Below are 22,121 nucleotides of genomic sequence, written 5' to 3' on the forward strand. Positions count from 1 at the left end.
TTCCGGGGCGTTTTTGTACCCTTAATTGCAATATATCCACAGGTTCCGTGGCTTATGACTTGACCCCACTTGAGCGCTTCCAGATTGCATCGGCGCGCATCAGAAGCGCTTGACGATTTGCGTCTGCCCCGAGCTCTGAGATGGCCTGACGAGCGGCCTGCAAAGCGCTCTCCGACACTCTTGGGCGGCACAATCCATGTGCTTCATGCCCGATTGGATGCACTGTTTCAACCAATCTAGGAAGCGGTCGACCGAGGTCCTGCGACAATCCACGGATCCGCTCGATCATCTCACGATGTTCAGGAAATACGCGGCTCAACTCCCGGGCCGCCCGGTCGTTTCCTCGCAGTATGATGGCGGCACCCAACAAGGGACGGGTCGTGCCGATACCGACCGCCGCAAGCGCCATTAGCCTTTCGCGCTTGTTCCCGGAGGTGAGCGACCAAAGACGCCCGATCTTCAGCACCGATATGACTTGCAGGGTCAGACTGATCCGGTTCAACCGCGCAAGATCGGTCGCGGCGGCAGCCGTCTTCAGAACTTCCGCGCCGCGCAAAGCTCGGGCATGAAGTCTGCCTGATACATCATTGGCTGGATACTTGGCTGCCAGGGCCAGGCCGCAGATTTCGCAGGTCATCGACCATGCCAAGCGCCAATGGCGAAGCACCAGATCGGGTGATTTCGCAACACACCCCGGGCAATATTGGAAGTCATGCCGGGACACGTATTGCACGTCATGATGCATTGAATCCGGAAGAGCCATGCTGACGATTTCATCCCGGGACCGCTGAACCGCCCTGCATAGCATGGCCCAGTTCGCCGTTCGCAGGTCGCTTGCACATTCCGGCACCCTGCCCTGCCCCAAACCCAGATAGCCACAAAGCTCTTCAACCGAACAATGATTGGCCTTCGCCACGCGGCCCATCCAGCTCGACAGAAGCTCATCAAGCATAGGTGGCGGTCGAAACGGTAGCGGTCTGAGGGTCACCCGAATGTAGCGGCGGGCTGTCGAGGGATGTTCCAGGCATGCTTCGTCCAAACCGGTTGCCAGGCATGGACCGCTTCGTCCGTGATCCGCTCTTCTCCGGTCTCGATTGCATCGATAGCCAGGGATTTGATCATGATGAACACGCGCGAGGTGACGCCACCGGTCACTTTCAGGATCGTCCGAAGCGACGCCACCGTAAGGCCTGAGCGTTGCTCAAGCGCCATCGCCGCGATCAACGTCTGGATCAGGCGAGAGAACTCCACATCGTCTTCCCAGAGCGGCAGGTAGTGTTCGTCCAAACGTCGGGCCAATTGATCGTCTCCTCGAACCGCTTCCAGAGCTTCGTTCACACCGAAGACGACGAGCGAGGCGCAGAGATCGTTGGCGAGGAACCGGAGCATGTTCAGGAAACGGCGTTGCTCACGGTAGCTGCCAGCAAGCAGGTTATGCACTTCGTCGATCATCAGCATCCTAAGGTCCATGTCCCGAAGATGACTGAGCGCGCGCACCTCAAGCTCGGACACGGTATGCCGACCCCACATAGGCGCCCCGATCGTCGCCAGGATGTGCTGATAGAACCGCCGTTCGTCCGGGGCCGGCGGGGCCTGAACCAGCAGGATGGGTGTTTTCGTGATGCCCAGTTCAGCGTTGTACTGCGTTGGATATTTGCTCGCCATCCGCTTGGCGATCATCGTCTTTCCTATGCCGGAACTTCCATAAACCATCAGCCCTGGCATCCGGCTTTGCTGTGGCATTTCCATCAGGGATGTCAATCGGTTGAGAACGATGGTGGCACGGTCAAACGCGACCCAATGGTCGCCGCGGATACGGTCAATTCTTTCTTCTGGGGTCATTAAACTCATCAATCTCATAGGTAGGCAGATCAGGGTTGCCTGTATCAATCGCGAACATTTCGCGCGACGGATCACGGCGCGGTTGGTGCCGGGGTAGCCGCGCATCTCTTTCGTTCTCTAGCCGGGCAATCCGCGTTTTTTGGCGCGCCGCCTCAGCCAGCTGCCGTTGCGCGTCAATCAATTGGAATAGGACCCGCTCGTTGATCCGGCCACCATGCTTTTCCTGCCAATCTTTCCGGGCTCGCCGACTTTCCCAAAGCGATATCCGCGGGTGGCTGAGATCCCGGTAGCGCGCCGGGATCACGCGGCCATCACCGGTGATGACCCACACCTGCGATAAGTCTCGCGGATCGTATTTCACCTGTACCTTGCCCTGCCCTCGTCCGACCAACGAGGCAAAGACATCACTCCAGTAATGGACCCCAAAGAGCGTGATCCCGGTGCGCCCAAGCTGGCGACATTCGAAAGGCAAGAAGCTTGTCCTAAAGGCATCGACATCGACAACCTGCCGTCCCGCAGTATCCCCGCCCATGTCCGCCCATGCCGCGAGCGGGGTTCGTCCGAGAGCTTCGTGAACCGTATTGTGGTATCGGCAGATTTCCAGATGAAGCCAATCCTCGAACTCGGTTAGTGTCAGGGCCGCATGCTTCTCGCTGTCATAGTCGCCCTTCTCAACGATTGAGGATTGCGTCGTCCCGGGCAGCACATGAACGGCCCCCATAGTTGTTCCGATCAGCCGTTCGACATGGCCGCCGTAGTGTTTGCCGCCAAGCGGACGATACTCGACAGCGATGCCCCAATCTTCGCAGGCCATTCTGAAGGCGTCGCTGTGGAACTCCCGCGCATTGTCGACGTAGATCGCCTTCGGAATGCCGGCCGTCGGCCAAACCAGCTCTTCCTTTGTTCCAGGGACGTGCACCGATTTCCGGCGCACGCAGTGATCGAGACATAGGGCGATCGACAAGATAGATGGCTCGTCGAAAGTGACATAGACCCCGAGAACGATCCGGGTCGCGACATCAATCGCAACCGTCAGATAGGGGCGCGCAAGTGGCCGTCGATTGACGTGATCGACCAACGTGATGTCTGAAGTTGTATGATCAATCTGAACGACTTCTAGCGGGGCTGAAACTTCAAGGCGGCCCGGACGCGCAGCAAAGACCTTGTCAGCCTCCTCTGCCCCGCGCCGTTTCCGGAAGACCTCTCGCTGATCCATAGCATCTAGACGGGCTTTGACCGTTCTACGGGTCGGGGGCTGAAACCCCTTCGCCACGCACTCGGCACGAATCTCGCGCCAGATGCGAAGAAAGCTCGAGCGCTCGCGGTTCAGATAGTATTTTCGCAGGCTCTCATAGATGATGATTTCGACGCCTTCGGCAATCCGTTTCGACCCTGGTTTCGGCCCGCGACGGTCCAACTCCAACGCCGTGGCACGTGCATCGTTCTCTCTCAGACGCCGGTAAAGCGACCAAGTGTGGCTTTTCGCCAAGCCCAGTTCCCAAGCGGCATCTCCGATCGCCGCGCTGATCGGCTCACCTCTCTTCTCAAGCTCCAGGATCGGCCGAAGAACCGCTGCACGGTGTTTCGCAAGACGCTCATCTACCACGCAAATCCCCCGCCCCAATAGGCCGAAACTTATCCACAGTATCGGCAGTACGGCAATTAAGGGTACAGTATGGTAATTAGCGGTACAATATGAAAATTGAGAGCACAAACCACAATTGATTTTGCAGGACAATTTCAAGCAAGATTCTGATTAATTAGGGTACAGTGACACCGGACGATCGAACAAGCGGTTGCGCGAGCTGTCAGTACCGGATTTCTCAAATGGAGCGATTTCTTTGCAGACCCTGTCGCAGAACTTGTCGATATGGAACACCGGACGCTCTGCGGCGGGATCGTCCGTTGGTCCGGCAGATCTCACGAATTGATCGCATTCGAAGAAGGGAGGCTTGTACGAAGTCTCGATAGCTTCCAATCGAATCAGGTCGAAGATCTGGTGGTGGAATTTGGCCTCAAACCAACACCATAGAAGGAACCGTCACCGTGTCTTGTTCTGTGGGCATGGCGCAATTCGGCCTCGATCAGATCTTGCCTCGTTTCTTGCAGGACAACCCCGGCGTGACGGTCGTGCAGCGAGCGTCAAATCAAATGGAGGATTTGATCAAGGGCGGGGTCGATGTGGCCATAAGGGGCCATATGGACACGCTACCAGACTCGAGCCTGATCCAGATGCGATTGGCGCAAGTGGAATGGCACCTGTTCTGTTCACCCGAGATCCGTGACACTTTGGATCATGGTGACGATCCGACTGCGCTGGCAGATCACCCGTCCTTGGTCCTTGGTCGGCCTGGAAAAACGCACCAATGGTTACTGACAGGCGATGATGGGCAAACTGCATCGGTTCCGTGCCGCGTGCGGTTCGCGAGTGATGACATGTCGACGCTCAAGAACGCGGCGGCTTCATCCTTGGGGCTTGTTGCCCTTCCAGCCTATGTTTGCCGATCCGAAGTGGAAGCCGGTTCGCTTGTGCGGGTCTTGCCGGAGTGGACAGCGGGCCATCCCCAAATCAGCCTCTTGATGCCATCACGTAAAGGCATGCTGCCGGCATTCGAAGCGCTCCTAAGTTTCTTGAAACAGGAATTGCCGACCGTTCTGTCTAGCGATCTACCTGCAGCGGCATAACAAATTATCAATCGGTCGCAGTGCACTCGAATTGCACCCGTGCACTAATACGGTGCAAATCAGTTCATCGACAGTCAGAGTATATGGACTATTCCTCCCAAGGCTGTTTCCATTTCACCTCACATTCTCCCATAATTGCGGCTTCTGTATCACCCTAAGTCGCTGCGTTCGCCTGCATGACAACCGGCCCATTCCGGCATTGGCCATCCTTCGATCGCTGTTCTGCAGCTTCCCCAAAGCAATCCTGCACAACTTTCCAAAATTCCGTCTTATGCCCCCTCTTCATAGCGCTTCCGTTCCGCATCGGTCGCACTGCGCCACTCCGCGCGAAGGAGGTCCATTCGGCGAGGAATACTGTCTTCAAGGACTTCCGCCTCAATGATCCGTTCTGTCCGAAAGTAACGAAAGCCTTCTCGCATCTCGCACCATGCGGCGATGATGCGGCTGGTGTCCCGATAGCCCAGGAGTATGGGCCAGATCACACGACGGGTCTTTTGGCCTGAGTTGTCAGAGTATTTCAGGCCAATCTTCTTGCGGCGCCGAATGGCCAGACGAACGGCGGCGGCGCCAAGAACCTCGTCCGGCTGAGCGACGGGCGCTACGCTGACGGCCGGCTGAAGAAACGATGTCCGGTACTTGTCGGGTGCAACAGCTTCCAGCTTGGTGATCAGCTTTTCGGCCGCCAGCGCAAGCTCGGGCTCACCTCGGGTTTGAACCCAAAGAACGCCAAGTGTCACGGCCTCGATTTCGTCCGGGGTCAGCATCAGCGGTGGCATGTGAAAGCCGGGCTCCAACACATAGCCCACCCCGGCCTCGCCATTGATAGGCACGCCTTGACCGATCAGCGCAGCGACGTCGCGATACACTGTGCGCTTGGTCACGCCCAACTCTTCTCCAATGGACTGGGCCGAGATCGGGCCTTTGGCACGTCTCAGAATCTCGATGACTTCAAAAAGCCTGTCTCCACGCCGCATGTGATCTCCTTTCGATGGAACAGACCATACTGACACTATGCTGACAACACGCTGTCAGCATAGGCGCGGTAGAAGCAGGAAAGACATCAAAAAAAGGAGATCAGAACATGAGACGTTTCATTGCCATCGCCCTCGCCGCAGCCCTGCCCACAGCACTTTTTGCGGAGTCGGCGGAGCAGCGGGGGACTGCGCCGATCATGGCCATGGGCGCCTATGTGCCGACCGACGACATGGAGCGCTCGGAAGCTTTCTATCGCGCCCTATTCGACAGCGAACCTGCAATCGGGCTACCGGATTTTGTGGCCTTTGAGGTGGCGGGCGGATGGTTCGCAATCGTGTCCCGGGACAAATACGCACCTGGGTCTGAAGCGGGATCGGGCGCAGTCCCTTACCTGCAATCGGCCGATCTGGAAGCCATGCAAGCCCGCGCCACAGTCGCCGGTGTAGCTACGCCCAAGATCATCAAAGAACCGGGTATCCAGCTGCTCAAGATAATCGACCCCAATGGTCAGTTGATCGAGTTCTTCAAGCTGACTGGTCAGTGAAGCGAAATACTCGACGCACGCTCAAAGGACATCGCACCATGCAGATGAACTATTTTGTCTTTGGAACCAACGATATGGCCGCTACGACGCACTTCTATGACCGGCTTTTCGAAAAGTCCGGCGTGGAACGCGTCTCGCCCACCGACAGAATGACATACTGGCTCGGACCTGGCTTTGCTTTTGCAGCCGCAATTCCGTTCGACGAAAAACCAGCCACCAATGGAAACGGAACCATGGTCGGCTTCAGCGTCGGATCGGCTGAAGAGGTCGAAAGGCTGTACGCATTGACTATCGAGCTTGGCGGCACAAGCGAAGGCGAACCGAAGCAACGTGGGCCGCGTTTCTCGGCCTATGTAAGGGATCTGAACGGCAACAAGATTTGCCTCTCCGCCTGAGGCAGGTCGGAGCAGCCCTCTTGCCTTAATAGGACCTACCTCGATTGGATCTTGGCCTGCGTTGGGTATCTCAATGAAGTTCGCGTGGCTCTGGATCGTGCTCAAAATGATGCGCCACCTGAACACGCAAAAGCGATTTCTAGGATATGCCTAGCAATAATTTCTGGTTGATGCCATTGAAGGCCCCGAAACCAAAGGCGTGGCATACAGCGTGGCGCAAACGAGCACATGACAAAAATCACCTTCACGCGCCTATCCGAGATTGCGGTCGAGAATATTGCGGAACATATGTCCGATCCAGTTCTGGCTCTGCACATGCCTTTGCTCCAAGGCAATTGGGACGAGCGGCGCTCAGCTAACTTCGTAGCAATGAAGGAAGCTAAGTGGGCGCAAGACGGGTTGGGCCATTGGGCAATTCTGGCGGACGGCGCCTATGTGGGATGGGGCGGCTTTCAGCGCGAGGGTCCTGACTGGGACTACGGTCTCGTGCTAAAAACCTCGGCCTTCGGTTTGGGGATGAGGATCACCGCGCAGGCACTAGAATTCGCGCACGGCGACTCGAGAATCCCATCCGTAACACTCCTGCTTCCGCCCACCCGCACAAAACTGGGAGCTCTAAAGCGCATGGGCGCAGAGTTTGAGGGCGAGATGACATACGATGGAGCACAATTCCGAAAATACCGCCTTGCAACAAGTGCGCCTTGAGACCGGTCCGAAGGTGGTGAGACATCACAGGTCGCGCAGGTGCGCGGCCTACTCAAACAAAAAAGCGCAAATGGAGCTTGGTTCAAACTCAGCTGAAAGACCAATCCCGATGTAGAACTCGCAAAAAAATGGAGCGAACTCTGCGCGCGATGCAAGTACTACTTACGGAAGCTTTTTAGAATTCAACTGAGTTCTCGGACTTCGCGGTTGCTTCAAGCAACCTGCCTTCTTTCGATACCTATCTTTCGCATCTGACCCGGTGGCATCTGGAACACGCGTTTGAACGCTTTGTTGAATGCAGGTTCAGAAAGATATCCTATGTCAGCAGCGATTTGCGAGATAGGCTGATCTGTTTCAGTTAACCGTTCTCGCGCCAGATACATGCGCCAGGTCGCCAAATACTGGATTGCCGGAACGCCGACCAGTTCAGTAAACCGTGCTGAGAAAGCGGATCGCGACATTCCTGCGACCTTTGCAAGCGACTCGACCGTCCAGTCTGCAGCAGGAGCGCGATGGATAGCGACAATCGTGCGACCAATTTGGGCGTCTCTGGCTGCCTTCAGCCACCCGCGGTTCGCATCAGGTGCATTGTTGAGCCACCGACGAATGGCCTCAATGACGACCACGTCGGCCAGGCGGGTGATAACCGTCTCGCCACCCGGCCGAAGTTCACGTGCCTCTTTCGCGATGAACTGCAGTGTCGCCTGCAACCAGCTTCCTGCGTCCTGTTCCCAAGGATCGATCTTGAAAACATCGGGAAGCAAGCTCATCAACATCCCACTTGCCGCGTGATCTATTCTGACCAAGCCGTACATGATGCCAGTCTCGGCGCCACCGCCACCGTACTCCAGCGTTTCATAAAGCTCGGTTACTTTTTGTATGGGCAGCTCTTCCAGTGTCAAAAGAGGCGTGTCTTCCGAGCTGAAGAAACCGATCGGCGCGCCATCGGTCATCAGTACCAAATCGCCCTTCTCAACTTCAAACGGATCACCGTCACCAACCTGCATGAAGCAACGCCCATGCGTGATGACCGCAAAGCTCAATATGTCGGGAAAGCCCGGTATGGAAACACCCCAAGGCGCGGACATGCGAGACTGGCAGTAGAAGGTGCCGGTTAGTTTCAAAAGATGGAGGATCTCCCCGAGCGGATCGCCAATCGGCTGCGCGAGCGCATCAGGGTCGGGGACGTGAGGATCAATCTGGTCCATGTCCCAATCTTGATGGGAATTAGGGTGTTCGTCTATAGCATCTGGACGATTGGACAATTATTGAGGATTTTCTAGAATAGTTCGTCTCATTTTGTTCCTTATGTTCGGGTCATCAACTGAATTCATGGAGATGATCAATGACAACCCAATCCATTCTCGTACTTGGCGCTACAGGCAAAACCGGATCTCGCATTGCAAAGCGTCTGGAAGAAAAAGGTCACACGGTTCGGCGCGGGTCGCGCCGTAGCGAGACCCCCCTTTGACTGGGAAAAACCGGACACTTGGGACGCCAATTTAGACGGCGTTTCGGCCGCCTACATTTCGTACTTTCCGGACATCGCCTTCCCAGGCGCGGTCGAGCAAGTTGAAGCTTTCACGTCTCTGGCGCGAAAAAAAGGACTGCAGCGTGTTGTCCTGCTGACTGGGCGCGGAGAGTTTCACGCCCAGCGTGCAGAAGAAGTAGTTCGAAACTCCGGCGTACCGTTCACGATCGTACGTGCTGCATGGTTTGCCCAGAACTTCTCGGAGGGTGCCCTGCTTGATCCGGTGATGGCGGGCACCTTGCCCATGCCCGCGGGCGATGTACGCGAACCCATTGTCGACGTCGACGACATTGCTGACGTTGCAGTCGCGGCGCTGACAGAAGAGGGACACGACGGCGAGCTTTACGAAGTTACAGGACCGCGTCTCATGACATTTGCCGAAATGGCGGTGGAACTTTCGCGCGCCATGAGCAGGACGGTGCAGTACGTGCCGATTTCCTTTGAAGCCTTCCATGCGGAAGTCAAAACCGCGAATGGTGAGATGATCGCGGATGTCATCACGGACATTGCACGGGAAACGCTTGATGGACGCAATGCGAACCTCGCAGACGGTGTCCAGCGCGCGCTCGGCCGCACGCCTCGCGACTTTGCTGAATTTGCAGAAAAAGCCGCGATGTCAGGGGCATGGACCAAAGCCGCTTGAGGCAAGCCAGCAAATGATGGAGACGATCATGACAATTGACTTCAAATACAGACTTGTCCTTGGCTTTTCCGGTTTAGTGGCAGCCAGCATTGGTCTGGCGATCACACTTGATCCGCAGGCCTTCTACACCGGCTACGGCATAGCATTGACGCCGCAGCCAAACCTCATGAGCGAATTGCGCGCACCTGCAGCCAATCTCGCAGCACTTGGCCTGATCATACTGGCGGGTGCTCTTAACAAGAGTTTGGCGCGCTCAGCTGCTTTGCTTGGAACAACCGTTTTCTCGGCTTTTGCCGTGGGGCGCATAATCAGTCTGGTCCTTGATGGTCGGCCATCTGCCGGCGTTCTGGCTGCGCTCGGGATAGAGGTTGTTCTTGCGCTGTTGTGTGCGTGGGTCGTGGTCCAAGAGAGGCGAAAGAAAGCAGGGAACATACCTCAAGTTACGGCATAGCCTGACGAACTACACCACTGATCTTGGGTATACGGCCATCCGCTACTGGCGACCGGGTGGCCGCATCATTCTCTGTGCGGCGGGGTGAATTTACTTGAGCCCGGATTTCGGGGGGTGAGTTATGATTTGAAACCCTTCGTCAGGTGACGGAGGAACAAAATGCCGCGCGATACGCCGAAACTGATCATCGGTTGTGGCAAAGGCATGGGCGCCTTCTTTGTTGCGCCCGTGCAGCCTGTCCAGACAGACCTCGTCCGGCACATCCAGAAAATGGAGTATCTGCGCCGCCCCTGTACCTTTGATCAGCCCACGCGCCCACCTTCGGTTTTCGAGAGTATTTGCCGGGAAATCGAGGACGACCGAAACCCCGGCGACAAGCATTGATGTTACATGTGGGCCCATGATCTGACCAAGTTTTGATGCGCATCTCACATAGTCCTGTAGTGAAGACATCTCGTCACCAAACAGGGCGCTCAGCCATTGATCTTCGGATATGAGAACTGCTAAATTGTGGCGCGACAGTTCCGCCGCCAGAGTGGATTTACCGGAAGCGACTTTACCGCACAGCAAGTGGAGTGTTGGGACCGCGTGTGACATTGAGCCTTCCTATGTGTTTCTACTTGTCTGATCGCCTAGCCGCTCCGCAAGCTGGTCGAACACCAGTCGGATCCGCTTTGCGGTGTGCAATTCCGAGTGCGTGGCTAGCCAAATCGGATACTTGAAGGGCTCGCGGTCTGGCAAGACTCTCTCAATACCGGGTGTTAATGCGGCTATATCATCCGACATCACACTGACACCAAATCCGTGACGCACCATCTCCCACGAAACGATCCCGCTTTGCGAACCGATCCGGAAGTTCTGCCTTGTGACGTCAATGCCAGCTGGATTTAGAAAGCCGATCATTGTGTCCACATCTCCAAACCCCACGAAGTCCAGTTTGGCGAGGTCGTCTGCGTTTTTGGGACGCCCAACCTGGTCAAGATACGAAGGTGCCGCATAAAAGTTTGCTGTCGCCTCTGCCACAAGTCTTGCAATCAAATCTGGTTGCGTCGGGCGTACATGTCTGATGGCAATATCGGCTTCACGCCGCTGAATATCACGTATATCATTTGCAGCGACAACATCGATCTCAAGACGTGGCGCCGCAAGCCTGATCTGCTTCAGGATCGGCGGTAACTGAAACGCTGATATCACGTCGGACGCGGTTATCCTGACTTGCCCTTCGATAGCTTGTGACTGGCTTGTCGCGGTCAGTGAGATCCTGCTCGCAACATCTGCCATTTCCCGGACGTGCAACAAAAGCTCGGTGCCGGCAGCTGTCAGTTTCAGCGATTTACCAACCCGTTCAAACAAGGTGATGCCGAGTGACTGCTCCAGGTTGGCAACCTGGCGACCTACTGTAGGCTGAGTTTGCTCAAGCACACGTGCCGCCGCGGAAAACGAGCCTTCTTCCGCGGTCGCGAGAAAAGACCGCACCTGGTTCCAGTCGAAGTTGATGGCCTTCCAATTCATGCATTTATGCATAACAATTCTGCGTACTTTGGCAATTCCATAAGGCCGCGTTTGAAAGTATCGGGTGCATCAACCACCTATTAAAGCGAGAAATACAATGGCTACTTTGTCCAAGGACGCCGCATTCTGGAGCAAGATATCGCGCAAGTACGCTGCTGATCCTATCCGGAACATGGAAGGATACCTGAACACGCTCGAGCGCACGAAGTCTTATCTTAAAGCGGAAGACAACGTGTTGGAAATTGGCTGTGGGACGGGTTCAACGGCGCTTCTACTTGCGCCGCACGTTGCCCATGTTACCGCGACGGATCTTGCGTTAGGTATGATCGAGATTGCCAATGAAAAGCGCGCGGAAGAAGGCCTGGAAAACGTAACATTCAAAGTGGCTGAAGTTCTGGAGCATCAAATTGATGAGGGATCGTATGATGCGATCCTGGCACACAACCTGCTTCATCTCGTGCCTGACCTCGAAGATGCGCTCGCGCATATATTTTCATTGACGAAGCCCGGTGGGGTTTTCATTTCGAAAACTGTATGCGCTCCGAAGAACGGCGGCTTCAAATACGCGATGATCCGTCGGATCGCGATCCCGATCATGCAAGCTCTTGGGAAAGCGCCCTTTGTCAACTTTATCTCCGCGCAACAACTCGAACGGAAAATTGTCAACACCGGCTTCGAGGTAATAGAGACCTCGGATCAGGCCGGAATGCTGCCTAGTCGATATGTCGTCGCGAAAAAGCACTGAGAAAACCGCGTGCAAAATCACGTCTTTCGGAAAATGCGCACCCTTAAACGAGATCGTCACGGCCTGCTCCTGTCATATTCCAGCCCGCGTTAACAGAACTGCGTTCGATCTGACAGGTGGGGACGGAGTTCGCGACAGAACCCTCGGCGAATTAATAGTCTGGCAGATGCGGGTCTACGAGCATGGCGAACTCTCCGAAAGTGTATTGGGCGAACCAGTCAGGCAGAATATACGACCCCACAAAAAAATCGGGCACATGCCGTCATTGTTCTTCCGCGACAAGTGCATTGAAATGGTCCGCAATGTGTTCGATTCCGGTCGGCTCGCCAACCATTTCGTGCCCCATCGCCGACAGGAAAAACAGAGCTGGCCCGTGTACGTGAGCGGGCGTCACCCATGGCAGAATCTTCAGGGCCAGTCTGCGGGTCAAATCCGGCAGGTAGGTGATTTTCGCAGGTTGCCCCAGCGCTGCAAACGCGGCCTCGGCCAGTTCTGTCTGGGTAAAGATGTCCGGGCCTCCGACCGGGACAAATGTGCGCCCCTCCTCAATGGCCGACATGACGACCCTGGCCAGATCGGAACCGTCAATCGGGTTGAGCCTTAAGTGCCCGGTTCCGAACAGCCAGACACGGCCGGACTTAGCCATATTCAGAAAATCCGCCATGTCGGAAAAGAATCCTGACGGTGCGACAATAGTGGATGTGATGGGCGCGGCGTCCAGACGATCCGCAAATGCCTGCTTTGCGGCCACAAGCGGAACGTCCGGCATCTTGTCGGCGTTCAGCACGTGAATATAGGCGAAATGACCGACCTTGGCTGCAAGGGCTTCTTCAAGCAGATTTACGTTGGCCTGATAGTCGACCTCTTCATACGTCAGACCGTCGCGCTGTCGTGTAATGCCCAGCGAAGAAATCACCAGATCGACGCCATCCATGGCGCCGCGCAGCGACTCGGGCCGGGTGGCCTCGCCTACGAAATACTCGCTGGCGTCCAGTCCGGAGACACGCGCCTGTTCACTGTTTCGGACCAGGGCACGGACATGCCAGCCGCTGGACAGGTACAGTTTCGCAATATGTCGACCGAGATATCCGGTCGCCCCGGCAATGAACACGGTTTTCATTTGCGCGCTCTTTCTCTTGGGTCTGAAGGCGCGCGGGGTGCATAGGGCTCTTCCTGAACCGCGTGACCCATGACCATCTTGATGAAAAGGCAGGGAATGAACCATTCCAGTCCATCGCCCAGTGACAGAAAATTGTATTCGGCGATCACCGCGACGACGGTGAACAGCGTTGCAAGCGGCCGGCGCAGGTAAAGCGGCACGGCCAGCACAAGCCAGACGGAACCCTGCAGCGCCAGATACCAGATGACCGCGTTGGGTACGGATCCGCCCAATAGAGCCGCGGCTACAATGGGGTGAATGTGGATCGCGGTGAACAAATGCACGTTCTTTGCCGCCCGAACAAAGGCACCTTCGCCGGGGACGGCCCTGCTGTGATAAAACCGTTTGCAGGAATTGAGCATGTTCGCGACCGCGCCGCCGCCGATGTCATATGCAAAGAACACGAAAACGGCCCATTGCCAGAGTTTGTCAAACGGTGGGCTGCCCATGTACGTGCTGATCACGAGCAAAGCCGTGATCAGGCCTGCGCCACCATATCCCAACCAGCGTTCCGCGCGGGTCGCGCTACTGCCGACAAGCGGATCGGTTGGCCCGTCATAGCTCCAGCAGACTTCCGCACCTGCGTCGTTCATCGGTTCGACCCGCATCGTTCTCTCCATCTATCTCTGGCCATACGGAACAGACCTGCCCTGATCATTGGTGGCTTGTCTCTTTCGTAGACCGAATCGTTTATGACCGGACGGTCAGTCATATACATCTTGTTATGACTGGACGTCCAGTCATAAATCAGCGAAACTACACCCCGAAGGTTATTGAAAGCAGATCCATGCCAAAGATTGTCGACCGTGAAGAGATGCAAAACGGTATTCTGGATGCCGCAATGCAGGTCTATGCGCAAAAAGGCTACCACGCCGCAACCATTGCCGATATTGCCGAGGCCGCAGGGCTCGGAAAGGGCACGCTTTATCTGTATTTCAGGAACAAGGACGCCATCGCAGGGGCAATGGTAGATCGCTATTTCAAATCCATCGAGACGCGGTTGACCGAAGCTGAAGCCCCAACGACCCTTGCGGACTTTGCAGACACACTCTCAAACGCAATGAATGTGCAAACCGAACAGGCCCGGTTTATCCGCGTGTTTTTTGAAATCTTTGGACCAAGCTTTGCCTCCGATGTCTTCAGCGCCAAGGTCGCCGCGTTTTTTGACAGCCTCGGCGCATTCTACGCAAATCAGATCCGGCAGCTTCAGGTAGCAGGCGAGATACGTGCCGAGGCGGATGCAGACGACCTGGGACGCGCGTTTGCCAGCATCGTGGACGGCATGATCCTGCACAAGGGGCTGTTCAGCATGTCTGATGCGCGCCACTCAAGATTGCAGAAACAGACAATCGAGATATTCATTCGCGGCCTGCGCCCCTAAAGCGGGCCTGCATCCATATCCCAATAGGGCACGTCTTGCCCGACGCGCTCCACAACGAAATCCAGAAACGCCCGAACTTTCGCAGGCATGTGTTTTCGTTCGGGGAAGACGGCGTACAGCGCCTGCTCGGGCAGGCGATAGTTGGACAGCACCCTGACCAGACGGCCATTGGTCAGGTGGGCCCCGGCAATAAAGGTCGGCAGGCGACCGATGCCAAGCCCGTCAAGCAGCGCGGTGCACAGGGCCTCACTGTTGTTCACGCGCAGAACGCCGGACGTCTGAACCCGCACGTCGCCCTCGGGACCGGCCAAGCGCCATTCCGAAGAGTCGCGCGAATAGGCGTAGTGAAGGCAGGTGTGTGTCAGAAGATCCTCAGGTGTTTCTGGCGTTCCGGACTGCGCAAGATAGTCCGGCGCAGCGACGATCACGCTGTGGATCGGAGCAAGTTTGCGTGCGATCAGGGCCGAGTCCGGCAAGGTTCCGGCACGTAAGGCGACGTCGATGCCTCCTTCAACAAGGTCGACAAATTTGTCGTCCATCGTGAGATCTAGTCTGATCCCTGGATATTGCCTGAGAAATGCGGCGATCAGCGGAGCAACGTGCAATTGCCCGAAAGACATGGGTGTGCTGAGCCGGAGTAATCCAACCGGTTGCCCCTGCAACGCCGCAATCGCGTCTTCGGCGTCCTGCGCTGCGGTAAGCGCCTGCGCCGCATGGGCCAGATAGATCTCACCCGCCTCGGTAAGTGAGATGGACCGCGTCGACCGATGAAAGAGCTGCGTTCCCAGATGTGCCTCTAGTACACCGATCCGCTTGCTGATGGCTGATTTCGTCAGACCCAGATGCCGGGCGGCGGCTGCGAACCCGCCATGGTCCGCCACAGCAACAAAAACGGGGATTGCGCCAATTTCAGTCATGTTTCGCTTCCTTTGGGCGAATTATTCTCACCTATAAGTTTCAAATTCACACGATTATCACCGTAATGGAAGGTAAATAGGTTGTGGGCAAGTCCTGCTAACGCCGGAGGCTGACATGCCCAAGATGCTCATCAACGGAATACTGCGTGATAAACCGCCGGCCTCGGACGGCCGTTTTCACCGCCTGCAAAGCCCATTCAGGAGCCACATCAGCGCGCAGCCGGGCGCCCCTTTCCCGAACACGGCGGGCCGGTATCACCTGTACTTGTCCAAAGCCTGCCCCTGGTGTCATAGCGTCGATCTGGTTCTGACTTTGAAGGGATTGCGCGATGCGTTCAGCATCACCTGGATGGACCCGATCATGTCGGAAAACGGATGGGTCATCGACCAGACCCTGTTCAACGACCAAAGCGGCGTAGAACGCACCCGCTTCCTTTACGAAGCCTATCAGCGCGCCAAACCGGATTACACGGGTCCGATCAGCGTGCCAGTGCTGCTGGACAAGGTGACGGGCCGGATCGTCAGCACCGAATCGGCCGAGATCGTGCGCATGCTTCAGACGGCGTTTCCCAATGCTACGGAACCCGATCTTCGCCCGTCCCATCTTTGCGACGAAATCGACCGGATCGCCGAACAAATTCAGTCACCGATCCGCGAAGGCGTCTATCGCGCCGGGTTTGCAACCAACCAGATCGCGTATGGCGAGGCCGTAACAGCGCTCTTTGCCTGTCTCGACGCGATTGAGGAAACGCTTGGCCAACGCCGGTTCCTGGCCGGAGACGTGCTGACAGAGGTTGACCTGAAACTGTTTCCGACACTTCTGCGGTTTGACCCGGTCTATGTGACCCACTTCAAGACCGACTACAAACGCATCAGCGACTATGTCGCCCTGCCCCGCTATCTGGCCGACATCATGGGGTTGCCGGGCGTGGCCGACACTGTGGACATGGCCCATATCCGTCAGCATTATTTCCTCAGCCATCGTCACATCAACCCCAGCGGAATTGTCCCGATCGGCCCGGCTTCCATGCCCTCAGCCGATGTGCCGGAAATGGGGGCTGCGTGATGCCTGATATTGTCAGAAGATCCCCTGTATCAGCGCTGATCATGGCCATCGGTGTCCTGGTGGGGGTCAGTTTCACTTTGTCCAAATTCGTCTCGATGGCGGGAATATCAGCTCTGACCGCTTTGTTCTGGCAGGTTTTGCTGGCCAGCATCGCGCTGTTGGCGTTGTGCTTGCTGTCGAAGAAGCGCGTGGTGCTCAACACGCGGCACATCCCCTATTATGTCGGTGCCGGAGTTTTCGGTGTCAGCGGCCCCGCTGTGATCGGGTTTCTGGTGCTGGAGCACGTGAGCCTTGGGTTCTATTCCGCCCTCGTCACGCTGTCACCGCTGTTTACCTTCGCGATAACGGCACTGATCGCGCGCAGGATGCTGCCGTTGCACCGCCTGGTTGGTATTCTGATCGGCCTTACTGGGGTCAGCCTTGCTACCATGGGTGGGTTTGACCTGATGGGTGTCGAGCCGGCGTGGATTGCCCTGTCGCTTTTGGGGCCCTTGTTTCTGGCCTGCGGCAACGTCTTTCGCAGCTATGCCTACCCGCCCGGCGGCGATCCGTTGGGGCTGGCGACCGGAACGCTTCTGTCACAGCTGTTGTTGATTTCCGCCCTGTTACTGGGACGCGGCAGCACAATCAGCGACGTCTCGGTGCCCCCTGCCCTGCTTGGCGCAATCCTCGGCATCGGATTCATCACCGCGCTCAGCTATGCGCTGACCTTCGAAGTACAGCGGCGCACGGATGGCGTTGGGTTCGCGCAGGTCGGCTATTTTGCCACGCTTTCCGGCATCGCAATCGGGGCAATTGTCTTTCGCGAACCTCTTGGCCTTGGGCTGCTGGGGTCCCTCGCAATCTTGTTCCTTGGGCTAGCCGTCACCAACGGCTACCTGAAACTCCCGCCGGTCCTGCACCGACGGTCACAGGCTAAACAGACTTAGACCCACCGATAACGTTCAAACACAAAAGGAAACCAGAAGATGCAAATCACGGCCCCCACCACCGCAGCCCACGCGCCCCGGATCGCGTCCCTTTATACCGCGGTTGACGCGCTCGACGAAGCCGGTGTTGTTGAACATGTGACCGAAGACGTGCAATTCCAGCTTGGCAATTTCGAACAGATTGACGGGCGCATAGCCGTGCAAGCTGCGAACGCGGATTTCTTTGCCACGATCCAGGGTATGCAACACACCATCACCGGCATCTGGTCTAGCGGCGATACCGCGTTCTGCGACGGCACGGTCCACTATACGCGCAAGGATCAAAGCACGCACGACGTGCGCTTTGCTGCACGTTTCAACTTTCGCGAGGACAGGATCGCGGATTACCGGGTGTATGTGGATATCTCGGGTCTTTGATGCCTGTGATCAGGGCGGTGCGCTTTGCCTGCCGCTCTGGCCGACACGGGCAGAAACAGCCATAATTGCGATGTAGCTTCGGAAGAGGGTTCGATGACCGATCGCAGCATTCTGGAACAGCTCATGACGATGTCTACCACGGTCGCGGGGCAAAGATCCTGAAGATGAGAGAGGAGAACAAGAAAAAGACAATCCGAAAACGTCGGTTGCAGCATCAAGCCGCTGCCGCCTAAACTCAGACAGAAACCGAACCAGAGCCTCCGTTACGAAACTGCTTGCGCTGTCCGGAAAACTCTGACGACGGACACCTAGGACTCGACTGTGCCCGGAAGCGGGCCTGTCCAGATGTCAATGGGTTCTACCCGACCACGAAGCGTATGTTGGCCGGCTGGGTGTAATCCCATTTTCGCTGCTCGGTCGCGCGTTTGCGGATCTGGTTCCAATAGTGCGCTGGACAGGGCGATAGCCGCGTTTTGAGATTTAGCGAATTCCTGCAGGCGACTGGCCGTGTTCACCACGTCACCGCTCACGGCGAGTTGTTTGTGGCGCTTGCCGCCGATTACACTGGTCTGGACCGGGCCCTTATGACCACCGACCCGTATCCCGAGACCGGGCCAGTCCGGACTTGTGCCAACCGCCGCATACAGCGCCTCGATGAAGCACAGCGCGCGCATAGCGTCGTCCGGACCGGGTTCTGGCAGCCCAAAGACGACCATTGCGCCATCTCCTGCAAAATGTGCGATGATCCCGTGCTGTGGCTCCACGGATTGTTCGACAAGCCCGTGGAACAGCCGTAAAAAATGGGCGGTGCCCTCGGGGCCGAGGCTCTCGGAATGCGTCGTGAAGCTAGCGACATCAACAAACAAAACAACGGCAGGCCTTGCCGTGGCTTCGAACCGGGGGTCGGCCGCATCTGCCAGCCGCTCAACAAGCAGAGGCGATTGATAAAGCGATAGGTTCGCAGCACGCCGACGATGTTCCATGAGCCGCAGCCCGGCGCCGGCACCAGCTCCGAGCAGCAGCGAGAAGACTGCTGTGACCCCGTCCAGCCACCAACCAACGACGAATGCAGCCTGCAGCATGAGGGCCAGCACGCTGAACACTGTAGCGGTCGCCAAAACCCCTAGCCAGGGCCGGTCCAACCTTGCGGCGAAGAATCCGAGCGTGGCTGCGATCAGCGCCACTGCGATGTCCAATGACCATGTCAGCGCGTCACGACGCAGAAAACGCTGCTCGATCACGTTTGCAGCCAAAGTTGCATGCAGCTCAACGCCAGGAAAGGTGGCATCGTAGGACGTAGCGTGCCGGTCCCCGAACCCGGTTGCGGTGGCCCCGACAAACAAGATCTTGTCCCGCAGGTTTGCCTCCCCAAGCTCTGCGAAAGAATAGGTCGGGATCGTCCCTTCTTGCCCGTAAAAGTTCAGGGGGATGGCACCCTGCATGTCCAGCGTGACCAAGGTGTCCCCAACTGTCAGGTGCCCGCCTGTTCGGGATGATCGCAACTGCAGGTCCAGCTCATTATCCGCCGCCTTGAGAACCGCAAGGGCGAGCGGCGGATACCATGCGTTGCGGTCCTTAATTGCCAGATACTGCGCAGCAAAAAGCCGACGTGCTGCTCCATCGGGATCATGGCGCAGGTTCACATGTCCGATCGATGCCACACCGCGCAGGGTTTCAGCCGGTCCCAACGCGGGCAGCGGGTTGTCCAACTCAGGGGCAATCACAACAGAAAAATCGCCGTTCTGGAGATCTTGCAGAGACGCATCAGCGGGCGCCTCGGCTACCCCAAGAACTGCGTCGGCACCTGCCAATGCCTCAGCAAGACCTTCGTCACCCCCACGAGGATCAATCAACAGAAAATCCAAAGCAATTGCTGCGGCACCCGCCTCTGAGGCAATCTTCACCGCCTCCGCCAGGGCTGATCGAGACGGCGGAAATGTTTCGAGCTGTGCCATCGCTGCATCGTCAAATGCAATGACTGCGACACCGTCCGGAGGTGCCACAGGGCCGCGCCAAAAGAACCTGGCGTCGAGCAGTCTGCCTTCAACACCCTGCCAAAACGTACTTCGGTCCCCGGGGTGCCAGATCGCGATTAACAGGCTCAACAGCAGCACGATCACCCCAGTGATGCGTCGTGCGCGTCGAAACCCGTTGCGTGCTACCATTCCGCCCCAAGAAGTATGTCGAATTCCTCAATGCGCGCCCGTCCCCAATCGTTGACCGGCCCAATTTCGCCAGAGGAGGATACGTCAATGCCTTTGCTCGGGCCAAGTTGTGCAAGGGTATCACCTGCGGAAACAAACACCGTGCCTTCACGTGTGAAGATAGCGCTTGCACTGTTTTCAACTCGCATCGCCCACTCGGTGGAACGGACCGCGGCAACAGCAGAAGGGGTTCTGACCTGGACGCCGTTTCCGTCTTCCGAGGAAAAAAGAAACCCGGCGATGCCATCGATCAATCGCAGTCCAAAGGGGCGCGTTTCATGATCCAATAGACCAAGCACGTCGATCTCGCTTTCCGGGCCTATAACAACTTCAAGCCCACCAGAGCAGGCCATGGTAACCCTTGCATCGGCTTCCGTGCGCAGCTTGGCATTCAACCCCAAACCCAAACCAATGACTGCAGGTTGGGCACCTGCTCCTCGGGCAGAAACGACCGCCTGCCCTTCCGTTTGCGTTATGACACAGGTTCCTTGTGTTTGAGCGCCGCCCGAACCGGCCAACCCGATCCAGGAATAAATAAGAAGGATAACAAGCAAGCTTTTTTGATTCATTGCGGCCTCGCGGCTGAAGATACTCACAAGAGTGAAGAGTATGACACGAGAGGTCAACCAAAGGCGGCCTTACGTTTCTGTCGTATGGGTGGGAAACTGCTGGTTTCAATCAACGCCCGCCCTCGTCCCCGATTCAGATTGGACACGCAAAACTCACGAACTGGGGAATGTCTGCGTTCGCATCGGAATTGATGAAAGAGTTTACAGCAGACTATTTGATTTCGGCTGTAATAGAAACCACCCCACCCACTTTGTGCTCATAATCTGGCAGTAATGATCGTTACATTCGTTGCATTGTCAAATCACAATTAAATACGATAAGTATCGCTTATCATCTTTAATTGAAATCTTACCCAAATTGACGCAGAATGGGTACATGAAGGCCCCTGCCCCATACCTCCCCGCCGCCGCCCCTGCGCTCTCGGACACAGATCAGGAAGCGCTCACTGATCTTTATGTGCGCGGCACCCCCGCCAACACACTGCGCGCCTATGAGCGCGACCTGCTTTATGTCACCGCCTGGAAATCCGCGCGGTTCACAGCGACGCTGGACTGGCCAGAAACAGAGGCCACGGCGCTGGCCTTCATTCTTGATCACGCTCGTGATCTGAATGACGCACCAGAAACGGATGTGGCGCGCGAAGCCGCCGAAGCGCTGATTGCTCAGGGGCTGCGTAAGTCCCTCGCCTGCCCTGCCCCGTCAACGCTGGACCGGCGCATTGCCTCCTGGCTGGCCTTTCATCGGATGAAGAACCTCACCAGCCCGTTTGGCGCCCCGCAGGTGAAACAAGCCCGGTCCAAGGCCCGCCGGGCGGCGGCCCGCCCCCCGGCCCCGAAATCACAGCACCCGATCACCCGGGACATTCTCGAACTGCTGCTGGCCACCTGCCGCGGGTCGCGCCGGGATTGCCGCGACCGCGCTTTGCTGATGCTGGGCTGGGCCTCAGGTGGCCGCCGCCGGTCCGAGATCACCGGGCTGAGGCGCGAGGACGTCAGCCTGAAGGAGTTCGATGAGAAAGGCCTGGTCTGGATCTCACTGCTGGAAACCAAGACCACCCATAAGGGCGAGACCCCTCGCCTGGTGCTCAAAACCCGCGCGGCGCAGGCGCTGATACATTGGATCGAGGTTGGAGAAATTGAAGATGGGTCCTTGTTCCGGCCCGTCTCCAAGGCCGACCGGGTGCTGAAGCGCCGCCTCAGCCCGGATGCGATCTATCAGATTGTCCGGCACCGATTGACACTGGCGGGGTTGCCAGAGGGTTTTGCCTCACCCCACGGGCTGCGGTCCGGGTTTTTGACGCAGGCCGCATTGGACGGTGCCCCAATCCAGGCCGCCATGCGGCTGTCTTTGCACCGTTCCATGGCCCAGGCGCAGAAATATTACGACGACGTCGATATTGCCGATAACCCGGCGACAGACTTGTTGGGGTAGACAGTTCCCAAATGAAGAA

At 57.0% G+C, this 22,121-nt stretch carries 24 protein-coding genes and 1 pseudogene; 12 read left to right on the forward strand and 13 right to left on the reverse strand.

The genetic code is table 11. The features are described 5' to 3' along the window. Positions 1–52: 52 nt before the first annotated feature. From AC2FD8_RS12945 to AC2FD8_RS12955, 3 genes are read right to left on the reverse strand one after another with little or no spacing between them, the layout of a single operon-like run. Positions 53–988 carry a TniQ family protein gene (locus AC2FD8_RS12945; RefSeq protein ID WP_480826096.1) on the reverse strand — a complete coding sequence of 312 codons (936 nt, stop codon included), beginning with the start codon at positions 986–988 and terminating at the stop codon, positions 53–55. Further along, positions 985–1,842, reverse strand: coding sequence for a TniB family NTP-binding protein (locus AC2FD8_RS12950; protein WP_480826094.1), 858 nt, complete (start codon positions 1,840–1,842; stop codon positions 985–987). Before AC2FD8_RS12950 ends, AC2FD8_RS12945 begins: the two co-directional genes overlap by 4 nt. Then, positions 1,820–3,448: a TnsB C-terminal domain-containing protein gene (locus AC2FD8_RS12955; RefSeq protein WP_480826095.1), complete on the reverse strand. Its 1,629-nt coding sequence runs from the start codon at positions 3,446–3,448 to the stop codon at positions 1,820–1,822. Before AC2FD8_RS12955 ends, AC2FD8_RS12950 begins: the two co-directional genes overlap by 23 nt. Before the next feature lie 422 nt (positions 3,449–3,870). On the opposite strand from AC2FD8_RS12955, the gene AC2FD8_RS12960 reads away from it, so the two are divergent. Beyond that, positions 3,871–4,527: a LysR substrate-binding domain-containing protein gene (locus AC2FD8_RS12960; protein ID WP_496874310.1), complete on the forward strand. Its 657-nt coding sequence runs from the start codon at positions 3,871–3,873 to the stop codon at positions 4,525–4,527. 269 nt (positions 4,528–4,796) lie between these two features. Here the strand turns inward: AC2FD8_RS12960 and AC2FD8_RS12965 are convergent, their stop codons facing one another. Continuing rightward, positions 4,797–5,501: a helix-turn-helix transcriptional regulator gene (locus tag AC2FD8_RS12965; protein WP_496856627.1), complete on the reverse strand. Its 705-nt coding sequence runs from the start codon at positions 5,499–5,501 to the stop codon at positions 4,797–4,799. Between the two features lie 107 nt (positions 5,502–5,608). Between AC2FD8_RS12965 and AC2FD8_RS12970 the strand changes: the two genes are divergently transcribed. The 3 genes from AC2FD8_RS12970 (at position 5,609) to AC2FD8_RS12980 (ending at position 7,146) form a co-directional block, all read left to right on the forward strand. After that, positions 5,609–6,046 (forward strand): VOC family protein, encoded by a 438-nt coding sequence (locus AC2FD8_RS12970; protein ID WP_496856626.1) that lies wholly within the window; start codon positions 5,609–5,611, stop codon positions 6,044–6,046. A gap of 38 nt (positions 6,047–6,084) precedes the next feature. Beyond that, the gene (locus AC2FD8_RS12975; protein ID WP_496856625.1) at positions 6,085–6,441 is read left to right on the forward strand and encodes a VOC family protein; all 357 of its coding nucleotides are present in this window, start codon (positions 6,085–6,087) and stop codon (positions 6,439–6,441) included. Positions 6,442–6,669: 228 nt separating this feature from the next. Then, a complete protein-coding gene (locus AC2FD8_RS12980; protein ID WP_496856623.1) occupies positions 6,670–7,146 on the forward strand; it encodes a GNAT family N-acetyltransferase in 477 nt (158 codons plus the stop codon). Positions 7,147–7,358: 212 nt separating this feature from the next. Here AC2FD8_RS12980 and AC2FD8_RS12985 read toward each other — a convergent pair whose 3' ends face one another. Then, positions 7,359–8,354 carry an AraC family transcriptional regulator gene (locus tag AC2FD8_RS12985; RefSeq protein WP_496856621.1) on the reverse strand — a complete coding sequence of 332 codons (996 nt, stop codon included), beginning with the start codon at positions 8,352–8,354 and terminating at the stop codon, positions 7,359–7,361. 137 nt (positions 8,355–8,491) lie between these two features. On the opposite strand from AC2FD8_RS12985, the gene AC2FD8_RS12990 reads away from it, so the two are divergent. Both AC2FD8_RS12990 and AC2FD8_RS12995 read left to right on the forward strand, forming a co-directional pair. Further along, positions 8,492–8,617 (forward strand): NAD-dependent epimerase/dehydratase family protein, encoded by a 126-nt coding sequence (locus AC2FD8_RS12990; protein WP_496856619.1) that lies wholly within the window; start codon positions 8,492–8,494, stop codon positions 8,615–8,617. Positions 8,618–9,348: 731 nt separating this feature from the next. Then, positions 9,349–9,771, forward strand: a complete 423-nt coding sequence (locus AC2FD8_RS12995) for a DUF4345 domain-containing protein (protein WP_496856617.1) — start codon at positions 9,349–9,351, stop codon at positions 9,769–9,771. A gap of 90 nt (positions 9,772–9,861) precedes the next feature. On the opposite strand, the gene AC2FD8_RS13000 is transcribed toward AC2FD8_RS12995, so the two are convergent. Next, positions 9,862–10,368 (reverse strand): P-loop nucleotide/nucleoside kinase family protein, encoded by a 507-nt coding sequence (locus tag AC2FD8_RS13000; RefSeq protein ID WP_152459973.1) that lies wholly within the window; start codon positions 10,366–10,368, stop codon positions 9,862–9,864. 9 nt (positions 10,369–10,377) lie between these two features. Continuing rightward, on the reverse strand, positions 10,378–11,283 hold the full coding sequence (locus AC2FD8_RS13005; RefSeq protein ID WP_496856614.1) for a LysR family transcriptional regulator: 906 nt from the start codon (positions 11,281–11,283) through the stop codon (positions 10,378–10,380). A gap of 97 nt (positions 11,284–11,380) precedes the next feature. Between AC2FD8_RS13005 and AC2FD8_RS13010 the strand changes: the two genes are divergently transcribed. Next, positions 11,381–12,028 (forward strand): class I SAM-dependent methyltransferase, encoded by a 648-nt coding sequence (locus AC2FD8_RS13010; RefSeq protein ID WP_152459971.1) that lies wholly within the window; start codon positions 11,381–11,383, stop codon positions 12,026–12,028. Here AC2FD8_RS13010 and AC2FD8_RS13015 read toward each other — a convergent pair. The 3 genes and pseudogenes from AC2FD8_RS13015 to AC2FD8_RS13025 form a co-directional block, all read right to left on the reverse strand. After that, positions 12,020–12,088: pseudogene (locus tag AC2FD8_RS13015) on the reverse strand (IS6 family transposase); the annotation flags it as partial. The gene AC2FD8_RS13010 and the pseudogene AC2FD8_RS13015 sit on opposite strands and share 9 nt — an antisense overlap. A gap of 202 nt (positions 12,089–12,290) precedes the next feature. Continuing rightward, the gene (locus tag AC2FD8_RS13020; RefSeq protein ID WP_496856612.1) at positions 12,291–13,148 is read right to left on the reverse strand and encodes an SDR family oxidoreductase; all 858 of its coding nucleotides are present in this window, start codon (positions 13,146–13,148) and stop codon (positions 12,291–12,293) included. Beyond that, positions 13,145–13,807, reverse strand: a complete 663-nt coding sequence (locus AC2FD8_RS13025; protein WP_496856610.1) for a hypothetical protein — start codon at positions 13,805–13,807, stop codon at positions 13,145–13,147. The genes AC2FD8_RS13020 and AC2FD8_RS13025 overlap by 4 nt, the downstream gene beginning before the upstream one ends. Positions 13,808–13,974: 167 nt before the next feature. On the opposite strand from AC2FD8_RS13025, the gene AC2FD8_RS13030 reads away from it, so the two are divergent. Next, positions 13,975–14,568: a TetR/AcrR family transcriptional regulator gene (locus tag AC2FD8_RS13030; RefSeq protein ID WP_496856608.1), complete on the forward strand. Its 594-nt coding sequence runs from the start codon at positions 13,975–13,977 to the stop codon at positions 14,566–14,568. On the opposite strand, the gene AC2FD8_RS13035 is transcribed toward AC2FD8_RS13030, so the two are convergent. Next, positions 14,565–15,485, reverse strand: a complete 921-nt coding sequence (locus AC2FD8_RS13035) for a LysR family transcriptional regulator (protein WP_152459967.1) — start codon at positions 15,483–15,485, stop codon at positions 14,565–14,567. The two genes, AC2FD8_RS13030 and AC2FD8_RS13035, sit on opposite strands and share 4 nt — an antisense overlap. 115 nt (positions 15,486–15,600) lie before the next feature. Here AC2FD8_RS13035 and AC2FD8_RS13040 point away from each other — a divergent pair, with 115 nt between their 5' ends. Genes AC2FD8_RS13040 through AC2FD8_RS13050 form a run of 3 tightly spaced genes read left to right on the forward strand, consistent with a single transcriptional unit; the run spans position 15,601 to position 17,897 of the window. Continuing rightward, the gene (locus AC2FD8_RS13040; protein WP_496856605.1) at positions 15,601–16,551 is read left to right on the forward strand and encodes a glutathione S-transferase family protein; all 951 of its coding nucleotides are present in this window, start codon (positions 15,601–15,603) and stop codon (positions 16,549–16,551) included. 41 nt (positions 16,552–16,592) lie between these two features. Continuing rightward, positions 16,593–17,480 (forward strand): DMT family transporter, encoded by an 888-nt coding sequence (locus tag AC2FD8_RS13045; RefSeq protein WP_496856603.1) that lies wholly within the window; start codon positions 16,593–16,595, stop codon positions 17,478–17,480. Positions 17,481–17,519: 39 nt separating this feature from the next. Further along, on the forward strand, positions 17,520–17,897 hold the full coding sequence (locus tag AC2FD8_RS13050; RefSeq protein WP_152459964.1) for a nuclear transport factor 2 family protein: 378 nt from the start codon (positions 17,520–17,522) through the stop codon (positions 17,895–17,897). A 308-nt stretch (positions 17,898–18,205) separates the two neighbouring features. Here AC2FD8_RS13050 and AC2FD8_RS13055 read toward each other — a convergent pair whose 3' ends face one another. Both AC2FD8_RS13055 and AC2FD8_RS13060 read right to left on the reverse strand, forming a co-directional pair. After that, positions 18,206–20,062, reverse strand: coding sequence for a CHASE2 domain-containing protein (locus tag AC2FD8_RS13055; protein ID WP_496856601.1), 1,857 nt, complete (start codon positions 20,060–20,062; stop codon positions 18,206–18,208). Further along, positions 20,056–20,670 carry a FecR domain-containing protein gene (locus AC2FD8_RS13060; RefSeq protein WP_496856599.1) on the reverse strand — a complete coding sequence of 205 codons (615 nt, stop codon included), beginning with the start codon at positions 20,668–20,670 and terminating at the stop codon, positions 20,056–20,058. Before AC2FD8_RS13060 ends, AC2FD8_RS13055 begins: the two co-directional genes overlap by 7 nt. Positions 20,671–21,046: 376 nt before the next feature. Here AC2FD8_RS13060 and AC2FD8_RS13065 point away from each other — a divergent pair, with 376 nt between their 5' ends. Further along, entirely contained in the window at positions 21,047–22,102 is a 1,056-nt protein-coding gene (locus AC2FD8_RS13065; protein ID WP_496856597.1) for a tyrosine-type recombinase/integrase, read from the forward strand. Positions 22,103–22,121 lie beyond the last annotated feature (19 nt).

The sequence above is a fragment of the Ruegeria sp. YTSC192 genome, from assembly GCF_059609705.1.

What these genes read in the sequence shown, in the direction of transcription:
- AC2FD8_RS13000 (WP_152459973.1), bottom strand. Translation starts at nt 10,368, where the DNA reads ATGTCACACGCGGTCCCAACACTCCACTTGCTGTGCGGTAAAGTCGCT.
- AC2FD8_RS13060 (WP_496856599.1), bottom strand. Translation starts at nt 20,670, where the DNA reads ATGAATCAAAAAAGCTTGCTTGTTATCCTTCTTATTTATTCCTGGATC.
- AC2FD8_RS12965 (WP_496856627.1), bottom strand. Translation starts at nt 5,501, where the DNA reads ATGCGGCGTGGAGACAGGCTTTTTGAAGTCATCGAGATTCTGAGACGT.
- AC2FD8_RS13005 (WP_496856614.1), bottom strand. Translation starts at nt 11,283, where the DNA reads ATGAATTGGAAGGCCATCAACTTCGACTGGAACCAGGTGCGGTCTTTT.
- AC2FD8_RS13065 (WP_496856597.1), top strand. Translation starts at nt 21,047, where the DNA reads ATGAAGGCCCCTGCCCCATACCTCCCCGCCGCCGCCCCTGCGCTCTCG.
- AC2FD8_RS13030 (WP_496856608.1), top strand. Translation starts at nt 13,975, where the DNA reads ATGCCAAAGATTGTCGACCGTGAAGAGATGCAAAACGGTATTCTGGAT.
- AC2FD8_RS13055 (WP_496856601.1), bottom strand. Translation starts at nt 20,062, where the DNA reads ATGGTAGCACGCAACGGGTTTCGACGCGCACGACGCATCACTGGGGTG.
- AC2FD8_RS13050 (WP_152459964.1), top strand. Translation starts at nt 17,520, where the DNA reads ATGCAAATCACGGCCCCCACCACCGCAGCCCACGCGCCCCGGATCGCG.
- AC2FD8_RS13020 (WP_496856612.1), bottom strand. Translation starts at nt 13,148, where the DNA reads ATGAAAACCGTGTTCATTGCCGGGGCGACCGGATATCTCGGTCGACAT.
- AC2FD8_RS12995 (WP_496856617.1), top strand. Translation starts at nt 9,349, where the DNA reads ATGACAATTGACTTCAAATACAGACTTGTCCTTGGCTTTTCCGGTTTA.
- AC2FD8_RS13025 (WP_496856610.1), bottom strand. Translation starts at nt 13,807, where the DNA reads ATGGAGAGAACGATGCGGGTCGAACCGATGAACGACGCAGGTGCGGAA.
- AC2FD8_RS13010 (WP_152459971.1), top strand. Translation starts at nt 11,381, where the DNA reads ATGGCTACTTTGTCCAAGGACGCCGCATTCTGGAGCAAGATATCGCGC.
- AC2FD8_RS13045 (WP_496856603.1), top strand. Translation starts at nt 16,593, where the DNA reads ATGGCCATCGGTGTCCTGGTGGGGGTCAGTTTCACTTTGTCCAAATTC.
- AC2FD8_RS12975 (WP_496856625.1), top strand. Translation starts at nt 6,085, where the DNA reads ATGCAGATGAACTATTTTGTCTTTGGAACCAACGATATGGCCGCTACG.
- AC2FD8_RS12950 (WP_480826094.1), bottom strand. Translation starts at nt 1,842, where the DNA reads ATGACCCCAGAAGAAAGAATTGACCGTATCCGCGGCGACCATTGGGTC.
- AC2FD8_RS12985 (WP_496856621.1), bottom strand. Translation starts at nt 8,354, where the DNA reads ATGGACCAGATTGATCCTCACGTCCCCGACCCTGATGCGCTCGCGCAG.
- AC2FD8_RS13040 (WP_496856605.1), top strand. Translation starts at nt 15,601, where the DNA reads ATGCCCAAGATGCTCATCAACGGAATACTGCGTGATAAACCGCCGGCC.
- AC2FD8_RS12970 (WP_496856626.1), top strand. Translation starts at nt 5,609, where the DNA reads ATGAGACGTTTCATTGCCATCGCCCTCGCCGCAGCCCTGCCCACAGCA.
- AC2FD8_RS12990 (WP_496856619.1), top strand. Translation starts at nt 8,492, where the DNA reads ATGACAACCCAATCCATTCTCGTACTTGGCGCTACAGGCAAAACCGGA.
- AC2FD8_RS12980 (WP_496856623.1), top strand. Translation starts at nt 6,670, where the DNA reads ATGACAAAAATCACCTTCACGCGCCTATCCGAGATTGCGGTCGAGAAT.
- AC2FD8_RS13035 (WP_152459967.1), bottom strand. Translation starts at nt 15,485, where the DNA reads ATGACTGAAATTGGCGCAATCCCCGTTTTTGTTGCTGTGGCGGACCAT.